Raw genomic sequence first — 14622 nt, forward strand, 5'->3', positions numbered from 1 at the left:
CTAAGGACGCAATGCCGCCAGCAGGTCGGGCAGCGGCACGGTGGCGACGCCGATCGCGGCGTCGCCGATGCCGTAGGGCAACACCAGGGTGTCCGCGTGTACCAGTGCGCCACACGAATACACCACGTTGGGCACATACCCGTTCTGCTCGTCGACAGCGGGGCTCAACAACGGCTCCCGCATTCGGCCGATGATCCGGGTGGGATCTTCTAGGTCGAGCAGTATCGCCCCGATCGAGTAAGTCCGCATCGGACCGACACCGTGGGTGAGCACCAGCCACCCGGCGTCGGTCTCCATAGGCGGCCCACAGTTGCCCAATTGCAGTGTCTCCCATGCCTGCATCGGGTACTGACACGGCGACGTGCCCGACCACACCGACAGCTGATCGGCGTAAGCAACCGAGTTCGACTCTCGATCCGACCGCGACATCGCCGCGAACCGCCCACGTACCCGACGGGGAAACAGCGCCATCCCCTTGTTCGCCGCGGCTGGACCGACCATCGGCGCCGAGGTGAACGACCTGAAGTCGTTGGTGGTCAACAATTGCTGGCTGATGTGCGATCCGCTGTATGCCGTGTAGGTGGCGTAATACGTGACGGCGCCGTCGTCGTCCACAAAGCGGACGAACCGCGCGTCCTCCATGCCGACCGCCTCGGCGCCGGTCGCGGGCCACAGTACGCGCTCGGAAATCGTTGTGTCGGATGGGAATTCGACGCCATAAAATCGATCGGCTATCGCCTGGATCAGCGCGATGGTCTCCGGCGCATGGACACGGGTGCTGCGGTTGCGTCGCAACCTGTCCAGCTGCTCGTCGAGATCGGCGCGGGTGAACTGGTCACCCAGCGCATCGAACACATAGTCGGCGGCCTCACCGGCGTCGTTGAGCCGGGCCAACTCGCTAAGGAACACCCCCGCGTCAAGCAGCGTCGGAGATGGCGTCCCGACAGTCGCGAACGATGTCCGCTCATCGATGGTGACGCCACCCGCATCATCCACGGTGCCCACGCGAAAACCGATCGAAGATCGGTGCCCCTCCCCGATCCCCCGCACGCTCATGACGAATCGCAGGCTGCCGGCAGCCGTGCCCGCCTGATCCGGGTGAGCGACGATGCTCGGGTTGCACAGCGCGGCCCCCTCGATGGCGACCTCGTTGGTGAAAGTCGCACCCACCAACAACATTCGTACTGCAGAAACCTTGATGCCGGGGTCCAGCCGGTCCGCGAGTTCGCGGGCATGGCGGGCAAAGGTGCCGGCCAGGTCGCGGTGACGCCGGTCGAAACGACCAATGACGTCGTCCAGCGCGACCCGCACGTCGGCCTCATCGAGCGCCAGGATCCGGGCCAGCACGGCGCCCGCGCGAGATTCTTGGAGCTCGAACCCTTCCTGTCCCGGCACGAACAGGCGGGTGATGACCCGCGTGCTGTCCGCAGCCAACCGCAATGGGCTTCGCGTGACCAGCCCCGACCGCAATGACGTCATTGCGACACGGCCACCAGGCGCCGCGCCAGCTGGAAAGTGGACAGCGCCGCCAGCGTCGACTCGGCTCCCTGATTGAGGTTGACTCCGTCGGCGTGCAGCCCGTCAAATCCCCCACCCGTTGCGGGATCCCACATCACCGCTCCGGCGTCGTTGGCGCCCTGGAACCAGTCCACGGCTGCCCGCACGGTATCGGGCCAGATCGCATTGGCGTCGACGGCTGCGGCCCGAATACACGCATCGGCCAGTGCGGCCACTTCGATGGGCTGCTGGTCGAAGCCGGGCCTGGGCTCTCCGGCCGACCAACCTCCGACCGGAGTGACCGACAGGTGGCCATCGCGCGTCTCGCAGTCGACCAGCCACTCCAGCATGTCCAGCCCGCGCTGGCACAACGCCGAGTCCCCGAGTGCAGCCCCGGCAGCGATCATCGATTCGGGCAGCAGCGCGTTGGCGTATGTCAGGCGCGCCTCAGGCCACGGCCAATCGACGTCATTGCTGGGTGCCGGAACGCCTGCGGCGTAGTCGACGATGAGCTTATGCGCGGCAACATTGCGCGGTTCAACGCTGAGCAGTTCGGCCGCACCTAGCGCCGCGAACGCCATGGCCCGTGGCGAGGCTGACCGACCATGAGCGGCACGCTCGAACTGCACGACAGACAGGCTCCGGACCAAACCGACATCACTGTGTGCGGCGGCCGTGCCCAAGCCCCACAGACACCTGCCCCAGCAGTCTTCGAGCGCGTAGTCGTCGGTCCAGTGGCCGTTGCAGTCCATCCGATTACGGCAACCACCGGCGAAGGCCTGGGCCTCGTTCAGAAACCGCACCGCCAACCGCGAGAGAGCGCGCACAGCTTCGTCGGCGTCCGGCTCACGGCTGGCGACCACCAGGACCCTGGCCATATCGTCGGTGCAATAACCGTGTTCGCGCCGCGGTTCGGCGCCGCACGCATGCTCGAAGGTACCGAGCCGATCTGTCATCGCGAGCAGATGGTCGAACCTCGGGTCTGGCGCTAACGCAGCCACGTCCGCTCCGGCCTGCTGCCTAGAATTCGTTGTGCCATAGCTTGATACGACCTCGCAACAATCGACCAGGACAGCGTCGGTGCCATCCTGCGGGCCTCCGCAGCCATCGCTCCGGCCAACCGGGGCTGGGTCAGTACGGCCCGCAGCGCCAACCGCATCGCGTCGGGGTCATCATGGGCGACCACGATGCCGGCTCCGCTGGAGAGGAGTTCGACCGCGTGCGGGAAAGCAGTGGCGATGACCGGACGACCGCTGGCGATGGTGTCGACCAGGACGCCCGAGGTGACCTGGTCAGTGGAGTCGTAGGGCAGCACCACCGCGGCGGCCGACAGCATCATCGCGGTCAGCGACGGCATATCGCGGTAAGTGGAATCGAAGTGCACCGAATCCGACACCCCCGCAAGCCGCGCCTGCTCGGCGCGGGCATCGCGGTACGCCTCGCCATCGGCGGCCAGCACCCGTGGGTGTGTCTGACCGGCGACCAGATAGCGCGGTCGGCCACTGAGATCCTGCAGCGAACCCATCGCATCGATGACCCGCTCAACCCCTTTGCCGGGTCCCAACAATCCCCAGGTCAGCAGTGTCGGCCGTCCCGCCCGTTTGGTGTGGACGGTGGCCGGGACGGTCGCACCATGGGAGATCGTGGTGACCTTCCCACGATCGACGTCGAACCCGGCTCGCAGCTGCGCTCGGGCCGCGTCGGACATGACGACCACCTGATCGGCAAGCGTCATCACTGTTTCCAGCACCGAACGTTGATGCCTCGTCGGATCTTTGGGAATGGTGTGCGCGACGACGATCGACGGCACTCGCAGTCCGCCGATGATGTCGACCACTTCATCCCCGTCGGGCCCGCCATAAATGCCGTACTCATGCTGAATCACCGCGATGTCGCTGCGGCTGAGCAAATCCGCGGCCGCCGCGACAGACGAGCCAGATCCGTTGGTCAGCTCACCGATGACGCGGCCGTCATCGGTGGACAAGCCATCGGCGACCCGCACCACGCTGACGTCAGCGCCATTGGCGGACAAACCGTCGCCCAGGGCGGCACTGAACGTCGCCAAACCGCATCGAGTGGGCGGATATGTGCTGAGAATCCCGAAGGTCGGCACACCAGCGCGTGCATAATCCAGTACCGATGTGCCTGAGAATTGAAGACTGGGTTGAGATTTCAAGGTGATCCCATCGCATGGTTGTCACCGATGTGTCCGGCGCGAGCTGCTGCTCGGGGAAATCAACGGCGGACGGTTCCGGCGCCCGGACTTACTTGGGTTCCCAACTAGCCCCAACGCTACACCCTCAGGACCTGCCTTGAGCGAATCAAGACCGGCGCCCTGCACGCGCTCCGGCACAATATCGGGCTTCACGCACTCGAAATAGGTGTAGCGTCGCAGGTGCATCGACGATTCAGGATTGCCCTGACTTGCACCACGCAGCCGTCCCGGTTGAGCAACTCACGCCAAATCTAAAGGGACAGAGCATGTTTCCACAGAGAACTCGCTCATCCTCACTAAATGCCAACGAGATCAAAGTAATTCGACCGCTGTCAGCAGATCGCGGGCTGACCTAGTCACGACATTGGAGAAATCAGCATGGACATCCGTAGGACATTGGCGCAAAAAGCAAGGGGCGCTTCGGGCGCCGCCCGAAGCTACTTCGGTCTGGCTACCGGCGACAACATGCAACGCGAAAGGCGACAGGCTGATCACGTCAGCTCTGATGCCGAACAGGCCGACGCGAAAGTCGAGGATGTCTTTGAACGTTGATGTGGTCGTCAGTTGATCTACCCCTGTTTCAACCCGACCCAAATGAATTGTGCTATTCCGCAAGAGAATTGCTGACCCGCACCAGTCGACAATCACCATGCAGGCAGCGTGACCGCTATCCGGATTTGGCGTTGAGGATGGCAAAGGTGTCCACCCCGTCCACCACCGCGCGGGCCAGGTCGGCCAGCCGCTGATGTGTCTGGCGAGCGTAGGCACGCAAACGCCGGAACGCCTCATCCATATCGAGCGTTCCACGCTCGGCCAGTACGCCCTTGGCCTGTTCGATGATGACCCGGGTGTTCAATGCCGTCTGTAGCTGCTGGTTGACGCTCTCCGAGCGGTTCATGATCCGTTGATGCAGAATCCCAACGGTCGCAACGTCGGCCAGTGCCTGACCCACCGCGATATCAGCCCGCGGTAGTCGACCCACCTCGGTCCGAAACAGGTTGAGTGCGCCGATCCGGTCTTCTCGCAACCGCATTGGCAGCGCCGACATCGACCGGAAGTCGCATTCGGCGGCTTGCCTGGCGAACGCCGGCCACCGCTGTGCATCAACGCCGAGGTCGTCGACGAAACCCGCCTGCCCGGTCCGGTATGCCTCCAGGCACGGGCCTGCGCCGCCTTCCACCTCAAGCAGTTCGAGCAGCCAGGTCTGCTCACTACTCGATGCAAAAACATGCAATGCGCCACGCGCGTCCCCGAGCACGATCCCGGCGGCGGCAATCGGCAACAACGCCATGGAACTGTCGATCAGCTGCTGAGCGAGTTCCACCACGTCATAGTCAGCGACCAGGGTGTCCGCCAAGCCTACGAATGCGTTCGCGAGACGTTCGTAGCGATCCATCGCTCTTCCTCCCGGCTCCGATCTTCCCACCTCGCTGATCAGCCGGCGGAGGTTATCGGCGAATGCCGGCCCAGCCACCATCCGGTAGTGCCAGCCGGAAGTTGGTCCGCAAGGTCTGCAGGTACTGGCGTGCGAGCGAGCCGGTGGTGTAGGGCAAGTCGTACTTCTCGCACAACTGACGGACCCGCACACTCATCTCTGCATACCGATTGCTCGGCAAATCCGGGAACAGGTGATGCTCGATCTGGTAACACAGATTGCCGCTCGAAAGTGCCAGTACCCGACCAGCTTTGAAGTTCGCGGCGCCCAGCATCTGGCGCAGATACCACTCCGCCCTGGTCTCCTGCTGCAGAACCTCGGGGCTGAACGTCTGCACACCGTCGGGGAAATGCCCACAGAAGATCACCACGTATGCCCAGAGGTTGCGCAGCAGATTGGCGGCAATATTGGCGGTCAGAGTCCGGCGCCAGCGGCGCAGGCTGAGCGCCGGCAGGAAGAGGTAGTCCTTCGCGGTCTGCCGAGCGATCTTGGCCAGCATCGCCTTGACCGCGGCCCGCCTACCGTCTTCGGTGCCGGCCCGTTCGGTTTCGGAGTGATAGCCGTGGCGGGCAATCCCCCATTCGAAAATCAAGGCCAGCAACAGATTTCGCAGCGGCTGAAACAGATGCTCCAGCTTCCACGGCTGATCGCGGGTCACCCGCAGCACCCCGAACCCGAGATCGTCATCGACGCCGACCACATTGCTGAACACATGGTGCCGGTAGTTGTGCGAGTAGCGCCACTGGGCCGACGGCCCCACCATGTCCCACTCCCAGGTGCTCGAATGGATCTCCGGATCGTTCATCCAGTCCCATTGGCCGTGGCAGACATTGTGTCCAATTTCCATGTTCTCAACGGATTTCGCGTACGCCAATGCCACCGTGCCCACAGTCCAGCCAACCCTGGACCGGCTTCGGACGATCTGTAGCCGAGCCACGATATCGAGAATTCGCTGGAACGCGATGACGCGACGGATATAAGCCGCGTCTTTCGCGCCGCGCGAGTCCTCGATATCGGCGCGAATCGTGTCGAGTTCGGCTCCAAGAGCCTCGATATCGGCCGTGCTCAACCGTGCATATACGGCGATGTCGCTGATTGCCACCTGAAATCCCGGTCCGTCTGTGTGCGGTAGCAGGGTCCAGGCCACCTAGAGCGTATTGAGACCAGCCTAGGCGGCAGCCCGTGTGCCCGCCACCCGGCAACGTCGATGGGCCATGTCCGCAGCCCAGCGGTGGTATCAACACCGTTGACGCACAACATTGCACGGCTATTCGAAGTGCGCGTATGGTCGGGTAACAGGGACCACCCAGGCCCCCAACCAAAGGGGCCCGTTGTGGCTGACAAGAACCCGCGGCAGAGCATGGCCAAGAAATCCGGTAAGTCGCTCAAGGAGAAACGCGCGGATAAGCGCGCCAAGACCGACCCTGCACCGATCGAGAATGCGCTGCACGGCAAGAAACGCTGAACCGCGTCAAGACCAATCGGCTCGTTTCACCGGCCTCGGCCGGTGAAGCGAGCTATTGCTGCGGAGCACCCAGCGCCGAGGTCAACCTGCCCATCCCGGGGAACCTATCGAGCCCAGAAACCCCCGCGACCGAGGGAAGATTCGGCAGCGTGGCCCCGGCCGGCGTAGAGGCGGGAACCGGGGCACCAGGCGCGTTCGGGTCAGCGGGTGCGTTCGGGTCAGCAGCGGGAGCACCCGGTGGTGGCGGCGGGGCAGCCGGCGCAGCCGCGGGCGGACAGTACGTTGTCTGCGCGGTGTCCATGAACTGATTGATCTGCCCCATGTTCAGGTGCAGCGAAGTCAAGACATAACCCATCGGCATCATCCGCCCCAGGCCTGCGGGCACCACCGAATTCGCTTCGGTACTCGTCGTGCACACCGTGTGCGCAGTAGAGATGAGCTTGGACGGATCTCCGGTAATCCCTTGGTCGGCAAGGCTATTCACGAAGGCATCATCGCGGGCGTCCGCGTGTGCGACCGCTGGTATCGCCAGTGCGACCGCCGTCGTCGCGCATAGAAGTATGCGACTCAACATCATGGCCTCCTTACGAGGTTGCGCCGCTGGCCGCTGCGGGCTTACTGATAGCTGTCACCGTCTGGTTCAACGTCGCCACCGCCACGGTGGGATCGCCATCCGGGTTCGACTTGCCGTCCGTCAGATACCCCTGCACCAGCACGGGCGTCCCCGGCTTGAGCGTCCAGTCCGGAGCGGTCGGCACCAGCTTGTTCGTGGTGATCACCACCGTGTGGGTGTCACCGCCCGCGGTAAGTGCAGAAGCCGATCCACCCCACGAATTGTTGGGCGAAGTCGGATCGGTCAGCGTCACCGACGCCATCCCGACGCTGCTGCCGCTGTACGTCAGGCGCACCTTGATAGGCCGGGGAGGACAACCCGACGTGCAGTCAGAGCCATCGCCCTCCTGCCACACCGCATCGACACCGAGGGTCGCCGAGCCTTCCTTGACAACGCAATAACCAGTCGACGCATCGAAATTCGAGCCGGTGGCGCAGTGCTTGATGCCGATCGGCCCAGCGGGCCCGCACTTTTGGTACGCGGTGGGATCACCCATAACCGGAATTGCGGTCGCCGTGCCCCCGCTCACGATCGACTCCGAACAACTTGTCGCCGGGGACTGCGGAAGATCAGTCGTCGGCCGCGCCGCGGCCGGAGCCGCCAGGAGCACGCACGACGCCGCGAGGCCTGCCGTACCGATCCACCAAGTACGTGTGAACATCTCTACTCACTCTCCGACCGTCAACAACCGTCGCCGATCTTGTCCATCACCTTCTGGGGCCGCGGCGCCGGCACCGCCCTGAGAGCGTAACCGGCATTGTCCGAGGCCCAGCCGATGGTGTAGCAAGCACCCGGTACCAGCGGCAGGTTCTCCGACCAATTATTCAGTGCGGGTTCGCATTTCACCTTGTCGATGTCGCTGATGAGGGATGCCTGGTCTGGCTTTCCCGGCACATGCCGCCACTCGAGAAGGTAACCGAAGTGCGGCAATGCACACGTGCCGGCCGCCGCGGTCGCCGATGGTTTGCTCGCCGACGGCGATGCCTCCGGCGAGCCCGCCTGCTGATCTGAGCAGCCAGCGGCCATAGCGGCGAAAACCGCTATGGCCCCAGCCAATTCAATACTCCGTCCCACTAGTTCGGCGGCCCCGATGCTGCAGGCACCTCTGGCGGCGGCGGTCCTGACGGAGCCGGTGTCGGCGTCGGCGAAGGCGTCGCCGCAGCCGCACTACCGCTCGCGGCCTCCAAGATCGGTGCCGGCTGCCCCGGAACGGCCGGTGCCACGGTCGGCTCGGACGACTCCGCAGCCACCGGCGACTTCGGCGCCGCGCCGCCCGGATCCTCCAGCACCGGAGCCTCCATACCGGCCCCGACGTTGGTACCCGGCGCCACCGACGGCAGCGCCGTGCTCGGGCCCATGCCTGCTCCGATCCGGTACCGCGTGCTACTGGAGGTCAACAGGTTGGACTTATTGGGACTGACCCCCAACGCACTGCCCGGCATGCCACTGGTCGCCGCCGCAGGGTCATTGGTGATTCCTGCACGAACACCGCGAGCGTCGAATCCCACTGGCGGAGGGCTGGTGATCCAGTTGGGCGCAAAGGTGTAGCTACCCATGGTGGGGCTGTACGGCACCGGCGGGCTCGGGAAAAATGGCAGCACCGGCGGCGCCGGCTGGGCCCCGGCTACACCGGGGGCAAACCCCACCCCCAGCACGCCGAGAGCAACCCCCAGTGCCTTAGTCGTTAGCGACTTGACTGACATATCGATTCGCCTCTCTGCGATCCGCATCAAATCTTGCTGGGATCGCCATAGATCGCGAACTCAGTGTGCTCCTTGGCGGTCGAGATACGCAGATAAGCGTAGGAACGGATGTTGACGTCACCACCACAGGCGTCGGCCTTGATGTGGATGTTGTCGATGTCGAGCATGGCGGTGCCGCTGTCATCCAACGACATGTTCGCCAACGGCAGATCCACGATCACACCGGGCTGCACCACCGTCTGCACGAAACCGGCCAGACCCGCGGTACCACTGACCCCGGTGAGCGGAAGCCCAGCAGAACCCGCCAGGCCACCGGTACCACCGAGCTGCAGACCCGTCGAAACGTCGGACTGGCAACCCAACTGGTAACCCAGGATGAAGATGCTGTCCGTGATCGGGTTCGCCCCACCCGTAGCGGTCGCCGTCCCCGAGGCCGTCACAAAGCCCTCCCGGGAGTTCACCGCCGCCGCCAGGTTGGGCACCGAGTTGATCGACTCCTCGTCGATCTTGATCTGCAGGTGCCAGCCATCCCGGCTCACCTTGTTGTAGATCTGCGGTGCCATCACCGCAGGATCTGCGTGTGCGGGCGTTGCCTCCATTACTCCGAGTGCGCAGATTGACGCGGCAACAACAGCCGCGATCCGCTTGGGAGACAGGGTCACGGAACCCAGGAGAGACAGTTGTGTCATGCGATGCCTCAGCTTTCGTAGCGGCCTAACAGGCCTTGTTGCTTGTTCGGTCTTTGCCGCAAGGACATATAGCCTGGCGTTTGTTACTACTTTGTTATCCGCTGGTTGCGGTACCGCTAAGAAGTTCTCGTCATCCGAGCCAAAATCCCGCGAGTTGCGGCTGGAAGCATGTTGTGACATAAGGGGTTTCGCGAACCGGCCCGAACCACGCCGGCGCGTCCATACTCACCTCCACATCCAGCTGATCATCAACTGCCACAACGGCTTCCAACAGGAACGCACCTCACACAAGGCACGTCGGCGTCCGCCTCGACGGGCGCGCTCTCACGCTAGACGGGCAGTCGCGCTGCGTCACCAGCTCCGACGTACAGATTCCGTAAAAAGGTAGATCGCGCCAAAAAAGCCCCAGCCAACTGGCCGGGGCTCCTTGGGATCGACAACTCGACTCAACGTATGAGTGCGGGCGGAGGGACTTGAACCCCCACGTTCTTTCGAACACGGACACCTAAAGACCGCGCGTCTGCCATTTCGCCACGCCCGCAACGTGCCGATCGTACCTGGCACCACAGCCACCGGATCCGTCAGATAGACCCCAGGCTGCGCGGCAGGCCATGGGCGAGGAACTCGACAAATTCGACAACCGCGGAAACACATAGTCCTCGGCACAAATTGCAGGCGCAACCTAAATCGCACGATCAGCGCTCTCACCCGGTTCGAAAAATATATCCGGCGAATATCAAATACCGCTTTGGCCGGGCAGAACGTCCTGTTCAGGCGGTCCGACCTACTCGCCGGTTTCCCACTAGCCGAGAACACTCGCCAGTACAAACCACTAGCCGAGAAAGGCATCTGGTATAGACCCCCGCCGCCGCTACTTTCGCAGTACCTCAAAAATGAATGGAGTTCGGTGTGAAGCGCCTCTCAGGCATGGACGCAATGTTCCTATCGATGGAAGGCACCGAGTGGCCGCAACACACGCTCGGGTTGATGATTCTCGACCCCAGCGACGCACCCGGATTCGACTTCGAGCACCTCAAGGACCACCTGGACCGGCGTCTGCCCTATCTCCCCTCGTTCCGACGCCGGATCCAAGAGGTTCCGCTGGGGCTCGACCGGCCGGTCTGGGTCGACGATCCCGCGTTCAAGCTCGATTACCACATCCACCGGGCGGCGCTACCCGCGCCGGGTGGCGCCAAAGAGCTCGCCGATGTGGTCGGCGAGATCCTGGCCCGCCAGCTCAACCGCAACCAGCCGCTCTGGGAGAGCTGGTTCGTGGAGGGCCTCGAAGGCGGCCGCGTCGCGTTCGTCGCCAAGACCCACCACTCCATCGTCGACGGGGTTTCTGGCGCCGGCCTGTCGTCCGTGCTGTGCGACGTGACGCCGAACGCCGACAGGCCCCTGGTGGACCTGCCCACGGAAGATGAACAGCCCCGGCACTCGAGTCTGGAACTGTTCGCGAAGGGCACCGTCGCCGCGGCAACCACTCCGCCGAAGGCGGTCCAGTACCTCGGTCAGACCATCCGCAACGCGGTGACCACCATCAGCCACTTGCGGCGTGACGACCCACCGCCGCGCCCAATGAGCGCACCGAGGACCAGCTTCAACGGCGCACTGAGCTCACACCGCAGCTTCGCCTACACCTCGCTGCCGCTGGCCGACGTCAAGCAGGTGAAGAACAACCTCGGGGTCAAGGTCAACGACGTGATCCTGAGCGTGGTGGCGGGCGCACTGCGCAGCTATCTGCTCAAGCGCGACGCCCTGCCGGACAACCCGATCCTGGCCACCGTGCCGATGTCCACCCGCGACGCGGGCGATGAGACACCCGGCAATCACGTGCACACGATGGTCGCCTCGCTGTGCACCCAGGTGGCTGACCCGGCCGAACGGTTGTCGGCCATCCACAGCGGGATGAACAGCGCCAAGGCGCTGGCCGAGGATCTGCAGGCCGGACAATCCATCGGCTTGACCGATTTCGCCCCGCCGGTGCTGCTGAATCTGGTGTTCAAGGGCTTCCGGGCCGCCAAGCTCGAGGACAAGCTGCCCCTGGCGAGCAACCTCATCGTCTCGAACGTCCCCGGTCCGCCGATTCAGCTCTACATGGCCGGCGCCAAGATCGAACACATCGTGCCGGTCGGTCCGCTGACCGTCGGGATGGGTATCAACGTCACCGTGTTCAGCTACGGCGATTCGGTCGATGTCGGCATCCAGGCCGACCCTGACCTGGTCGACGATCCATGGGAAATCCTCGAAAGCGCCACCGCCGAACTCGACAAGCTGGTCGCCGCGGCTGGCTGATCAGCCGCCCATTGGGTGGGAAATCCCGTCGCGCGGCCCCGCTCGACGTGATTGCCTCACCTCCAGAAATACGGGCCCACCCGCCCGAGCTCAATGATGTGCAATGGAAGGTCCTGACATGCAAGCAAACTCGGCAAACCTGGCAGACGTGGTCGCCATCGTCACAGGCGGCGCGCGCGGCCTCGGCGCCTCCTTCGCGCGGCACATCGTCGCCGGCGGCGGCAAGGTCGTCATCGCCGACGTGCTTGATGACGAAGGCAGCGAACTGGCCGCGGAGCTCGGCGCCAACGCGCGCTACGCCCACCTCGACGTCACCGATGCGGCGCAATGGGACGCGGCGGTCAAGCTCACCCTCCACGAATTCGGCGCCCTCAACGGCCTGGTCAACAACGCCGGCATCTCCACCGGACAGTTCCTCGAGCACGAGCCGGTGGACCACTTCCGCACCGTCCTCGAGGTCAATCTGGTCGGCGTATTCAACGGCATGCAGGCCGTGATCACCCCGATGCGCGCCGCCGGCGGTGGCTCGATCGTCAACATCTCCTCGGCCGCCGGGCTGATGGGCCTGGCCCTCACCGCCGGCTACGGCGCCTCCAAGTGGGGCGTGCGCGGCCTGACCAAGATTGCCGCCGTGGAACTGGGCCCAGACCGCATCCGGGTCAACTCGGTGCACCCCGGCATGACCTACACGCCGATGACCGCCCAGGTCGGAATCGTCCAGGGCGAGGGCAACTACCCCAACACCCCGATGGGCCGCGTCGGCGAAGCCGATGAAATCGCGGGCGCGGTCAGCTATCTGCTGTCCAGCGCCGCGAGTTACGTCACCGGCGCGGAGATCGCCGTCGACGGCGGCTGGACGGCCGGGCCCACGGTGAAATACGTCATGGGTCAGTAATCCATGACCGCGCTCTCAGTTCACCCCAACCTGTTGCGGTGGATGACGACCGCACCGCACGTCGCCGTCGACGAAGCGGTGCTGGCCGTCATCCGCAATATCCAGCCGAGGACCGCGCCGCCCGACGCCGCGCACACCGCTGCGATCGATATGGCCCAAGCGGCAAAGCTTTTCGCAGAGGAAGGCTGGCTGGACGAACCGGCTACCTATCACCGCACGCCGCCCCCGCTCGCCGACAGCGAGGTCCTGCAATGGGGCGGCAGCGGGTGGCCACTGTCGCACGAGACGATGACGTTCGCGTCCGAATTCCACCCGCGCGCAATAGAACCCGGTGCTGACCGCTGGCCCCCGAACAACTTCAACGACACCGTCTCGGTCAGACTGCTGCGCCATCAGGACTCGTCCGCCCCATGGGTGGTGTGCCTGCACGGGTTCGGCATGGGCTCGAACCGTTTCGACCTGGCCGCGACGTGGGCCACCCACCTGCACACCAAACTCGGCTTCAATGTGGCGTTGCCCGTGGCGCCCCTGCATGGCCCGCGCAGACAATCCGGTGACGCGCAGCTGCTGTCGTTGGATCTGATGGCCGTGATCCACGGCATCACCCAGGCCGTCTGGGACGTCCGGCGACTGGTGAGCTGGCTCCGCAGCACCACCGACGCGCCGGTCGGCACCTATGGCATTTCGCTAGGCGGATTCCTGGCCACCCTGCTGGCCGGGATCGAACCGCTCGACGCCGTCGTCGCAGCCCTGCCGTTCAACGACGTGCCGGCACTGCTGGACCACCACGGACCCCCGGTGCAGTACCACGAGGTGATCAGCAGCGACGACGCCCGCAAGGCGTTCACCGTCATCTCGCCGCTCGCGTTGCCGTCGGTGGTCCCGGCCGAGCACCGTTCGCTGTTCGTGGCACGAGCCGACCGGTTGATCCCGGTCGAACAGTCGGAGGCCACGGCGGAAGCGTGGCGCCACAGCCACGTGCAGACGTTCAACACCGGTCATGTCGGATTCACCTGGTCCCGCGCCCCGCGAGAGGTCTTGCTCGACCGACTGTCCGAGTCGCTGGCCACCCCTCGCCACTGACTACCCCTCCACCTGCGCGGTACCGTTGCCCTATGTCCACTACACGGCGTAGGAGGCCGGCGCTCATCGCGTTGGTGACCCTCGCCGCATTGGGCTGCCTGGGCCTGGCATGGTGGCAGTGGTCCCGATTCCAGTCGAACTCGGGCACCTTCCAGAACCTGGGCTACGCGCTGCAATGGCCGATGTTCGGCGCATTCTGCTTCTACGCGTACTACAAATTCGTGCGCTACGAAGACGCTCCGCCTGCACCGTCGACGGACGAGGTGACCGAAATCCCCTCGGGCCTGCTGCCCGAACGCCCGGCTGCCGCGACCGAAACAGACCCAGAGATGGCCGAATACAACGCTTACCTCGCTGCCCTGGCGAAGGACGACAAACAAGACAGGACCACCACATGACCGAGCCGCAAGCCGTCTCCAAGGATTCCGTGCGCAAGGCGCTGATCCCTTACCGCGTCATGGCGTGGGCGACGGGCATCTGGCTGATCGCACTGTGCTACGAGCTGGTCATGCACTACATGTTCAACGACGCCAGCCTGAACTGGATCGGCATCGTGCACGGCTGGGTGTACTTCGCGTATCTGCTGGCCACCTTCAACCTGGCAGTGAAGGTGCGCTGGCCGATCGGCCAAACCATCGGCACCCTGTTCGCCGGCACCATTCCGCTGCTCGGCATCATCGTCGAGCACTTCCGCACCGAGGACGTCAAGAAGCGCTTCGACCTCTGAGGCCA

The 14622-nt window shown here is 64.5% G+C and carries 17 protein-coding genes and 1 tRNA gene; 6 read left to right on the top strand and 12 right to left on the bottom strand.

Annotation, left to right across the window (positions count from 1 at the left end; all coding sequences use genetic code 11):
- The 6 genes from ABIA30_RS17500 to ABIA30_RS17525 all read right to left on the bottom strand — a co-directional run bounded on the left by ABIA30_RS17500 (position 1) and on the right by ABIA30_RS17525 (position 6249).
- On the bottom strand, positions 1-1479 hold the full coding sequence (locus ABIA30_RS17500; protein WP_370067588.1) for a glycoside hydrolase family 130 protein: 1479 nt from the start codon (positions 1477-1479) through the stop codon (positions 1-3).
- Complete coding sequence (locus tag ABIA30_RS17505; protein ID WP_370067590.1) at positions 1476-2498, bottom strand: glycosyltransferase; 1023 nt, start codon at positions 2496-2498, stop codon at positions 1476-1478. Before ABIA30_RS17505 ends, ABIA30_RS17500 begins: the two co-directional genes overlap by 4 nt.
- The gene (locus ABIA30_RS17510) at positions 2486-3631 is read right to left on the bottom strand and encodes a glycosyltransferase (RefSeq protein ID WP_370067702.1); all 1146 of its coding nucleotides are present in this window, start codon (positions 3629-3631) and stop codon (positions 2486-2488) included. The genes ABIA30_RS17505 and ABIA30_RS17510 overlap by 13 nt, the downstream gene beginning before the upstream one ends.
- A 393-nt stretch (positions 3632-4024) precedes the next feature.
- Positions 4025-4363 carry a hypothetical protein gene (locus ABIA30_RS17515; protein ID WP_370067592.1) on the bottom strand — a complete coding sequence of 113 codons (339 nt, stop codon included), beginning with the start codon at positions 4361-4363 and terminating at the stop codon, positions 4025-4027.
- 16 nt (positions 4364-4379) lie between these two features.
- Positions 4380-5108, bottom strand: a complete 729-nt coding sequence (locus tag ABIA30_RS17520; RefSeq protein WP_370067594.1) for a GAF and ANTAR domain-containing protein — start codon at positions 5106-5108, stop codon at positions 4380-4382.
- Positions 5109-5160: 52 nt separating this feature from the next.
- Positions 5161-6249 carry a fatty acid desaturase gene (locus tag ABIA30_RS17525; protein WP_370067596.1) on the bottom strand — a complete coding sequence of 363 codons (1089 nt, stop codon included), beginning with the start codon at positions 6247-6249 and terminating at the stop codon, positions 5161-5163.
- Positions 6250-6480: 231 nt separating this feature from the next.
- On the opposite strand from ABIA30_RS17525, the gene ABIA30_RS17530 reads away from it, so the two are divergent.
- Positions 6481-6612 (top strand): hypothetical protein, encoded by a 132-nt coding sequence (locus tag ABIA30_RS17530; RefSeq protein WP_370067597.1) that lies wholly within the window; start codon positions 6481-6483, stop codon positions 6610-6612.
- Between the two features lie 52 nt (positions 6613-6664).
- On the opposite strand, the gene ABIA30_RS17535 is transcribed toward ABIA30_RS17530, so the two are convergent.
- The 6 genes from ABIA30_RS17535 to ABIA30_RS17560 form a co-directional block, all read right to left on the bottom strand.
- Positions 6665-7096, bottom strand: a complete 432-nt coding sequence (locus tag ABIA30_RS17535) for a DUF732 domain-containing protein (protein WP_370067598.1) — start codon at positions 7094-7096, stop codon at positions 6665-6667.
- A gap of 100 nt (positions 7097-7196) precedes the next feature.
- The gene (locus tag ABIA30_RS17540) at positions 7197-7754 is read right to left on the bottom strand and encodes a hypothetical protein (protein ID WP_370067599.1); all 558 of its coding nucleotides are present in this window, start codon (positions 7752-7754) and stop codon (positions 7197-7199) included.
- 152 nt (positions 7755-7906) lie between these two features.
- A complete protein-coding gene (locus ABIA30_RS17545) occupies positions 7907-8281 on the bottom strand; it encodes a hypothetical protein (RefSeq protein WP_370067600.1) in 375 nt (124 codons plus the stop codon).
- 17 nt (positions 8282-8298) lie between these two features.
- Positions 8299-8928, bottom strand: coding sequence for a hypothetical protein (locus ABIA30_RS17550; protein WP_370067601.1), 630 nt, complete (start codon positions 8926-8928; stop codon positions 8299-8301).
- Between the two features lie 26 nt (positions 8929-8954).
- Positions 8955-9527, bottom strand: coding sequence for an MspA family porin (locus ABIA30_RS17555; protein WP_370067704.1), 573 nt, complete (start codon positions 9525-9527; stop codon positions 8955-8957).
- Between the two features lie 548 nt (positions 9528-10075).
- Positions 10076-10158 (bottom strand) — tRNA-Leu (locus ABIA30_RS17560).
- Between the two features lie 368 nt (positions 10159-10526).
- Between ABIA30_RS17560 and ABIA30_RS17565 the strand changes: the two genes are divergently transcribed.
- From ABIA30_RS17565 to ABIA30_RS17585, 5 genes are all read left to right on the top strand, one after another.
- The gene (locus ABIA30_RS17565; protein WP_370067603.1) at positions 10527-11912 is read left to right on the top strand and encodes a wax ester/triacylglycerol synthase family O-acyltransferase; all 1386 of its coding nucleotides are present in this window, start codon (positions 10527-10529) and stop codon (positions 11910-11912) included.
- Between the two features lie 118 nt (positions 11913-12030).
- A complete protein-coding gene (locus tag ABIA30_RS17570) occupies positions 12031-12807 on the top strand; it encodes a glucose 1-dehydrogenase (RefSeq protein ID WP_370067605.1) in 777 nt (258 codons plus the stop codon).
- 3 nt (positions 12808-12810) lie between these two features.
- A complete protein-coding gene (locus tag ABIA30_RS17575) occupies positions 12811-13890 on the top strand; it encodes an alpha/beta hydrolase (protein ID WP_370067607.1) in 1080 nt (359 codons plus the stop codon).
- A 32-nt stretch (positions 13891-13922) separates the two neighbouring features.
- Entirely contained in the window at positions 13923-14288 is a 366-nt protein-coding gene (locus ABIA30_RS17580) for a hypothetical protein (RefSeq protein WP_370067609.1), read from the top strand.
- On the top strand, positions 14285-14617 hold the full coding sequence (locus ABIA30_RS17585; protein WP_370067611.1) for a DUF3817 domain-containing protein: 333 nt from the start codon (positions 14285-14287) through the stop codon (positions 14615-14617). The genes ABIA30_RS17580 and ABIA30_RS17585 overlap by 4 nt, the downstream gene beginning before the upstream one ends.
- Positions 14618-14622: the final 5 nt, after the last annotated feature.

The organism is Mycobacterium sp. MAA66 (assembly GCF_041261665.1).
In the GTDB taxonomy this organism is placed as follows: domain Bacteria; phylum Actinomycetota; class Actinomycetes; order Mycobacteriales; family Mycobacteriaceae; genus Mycobacterium.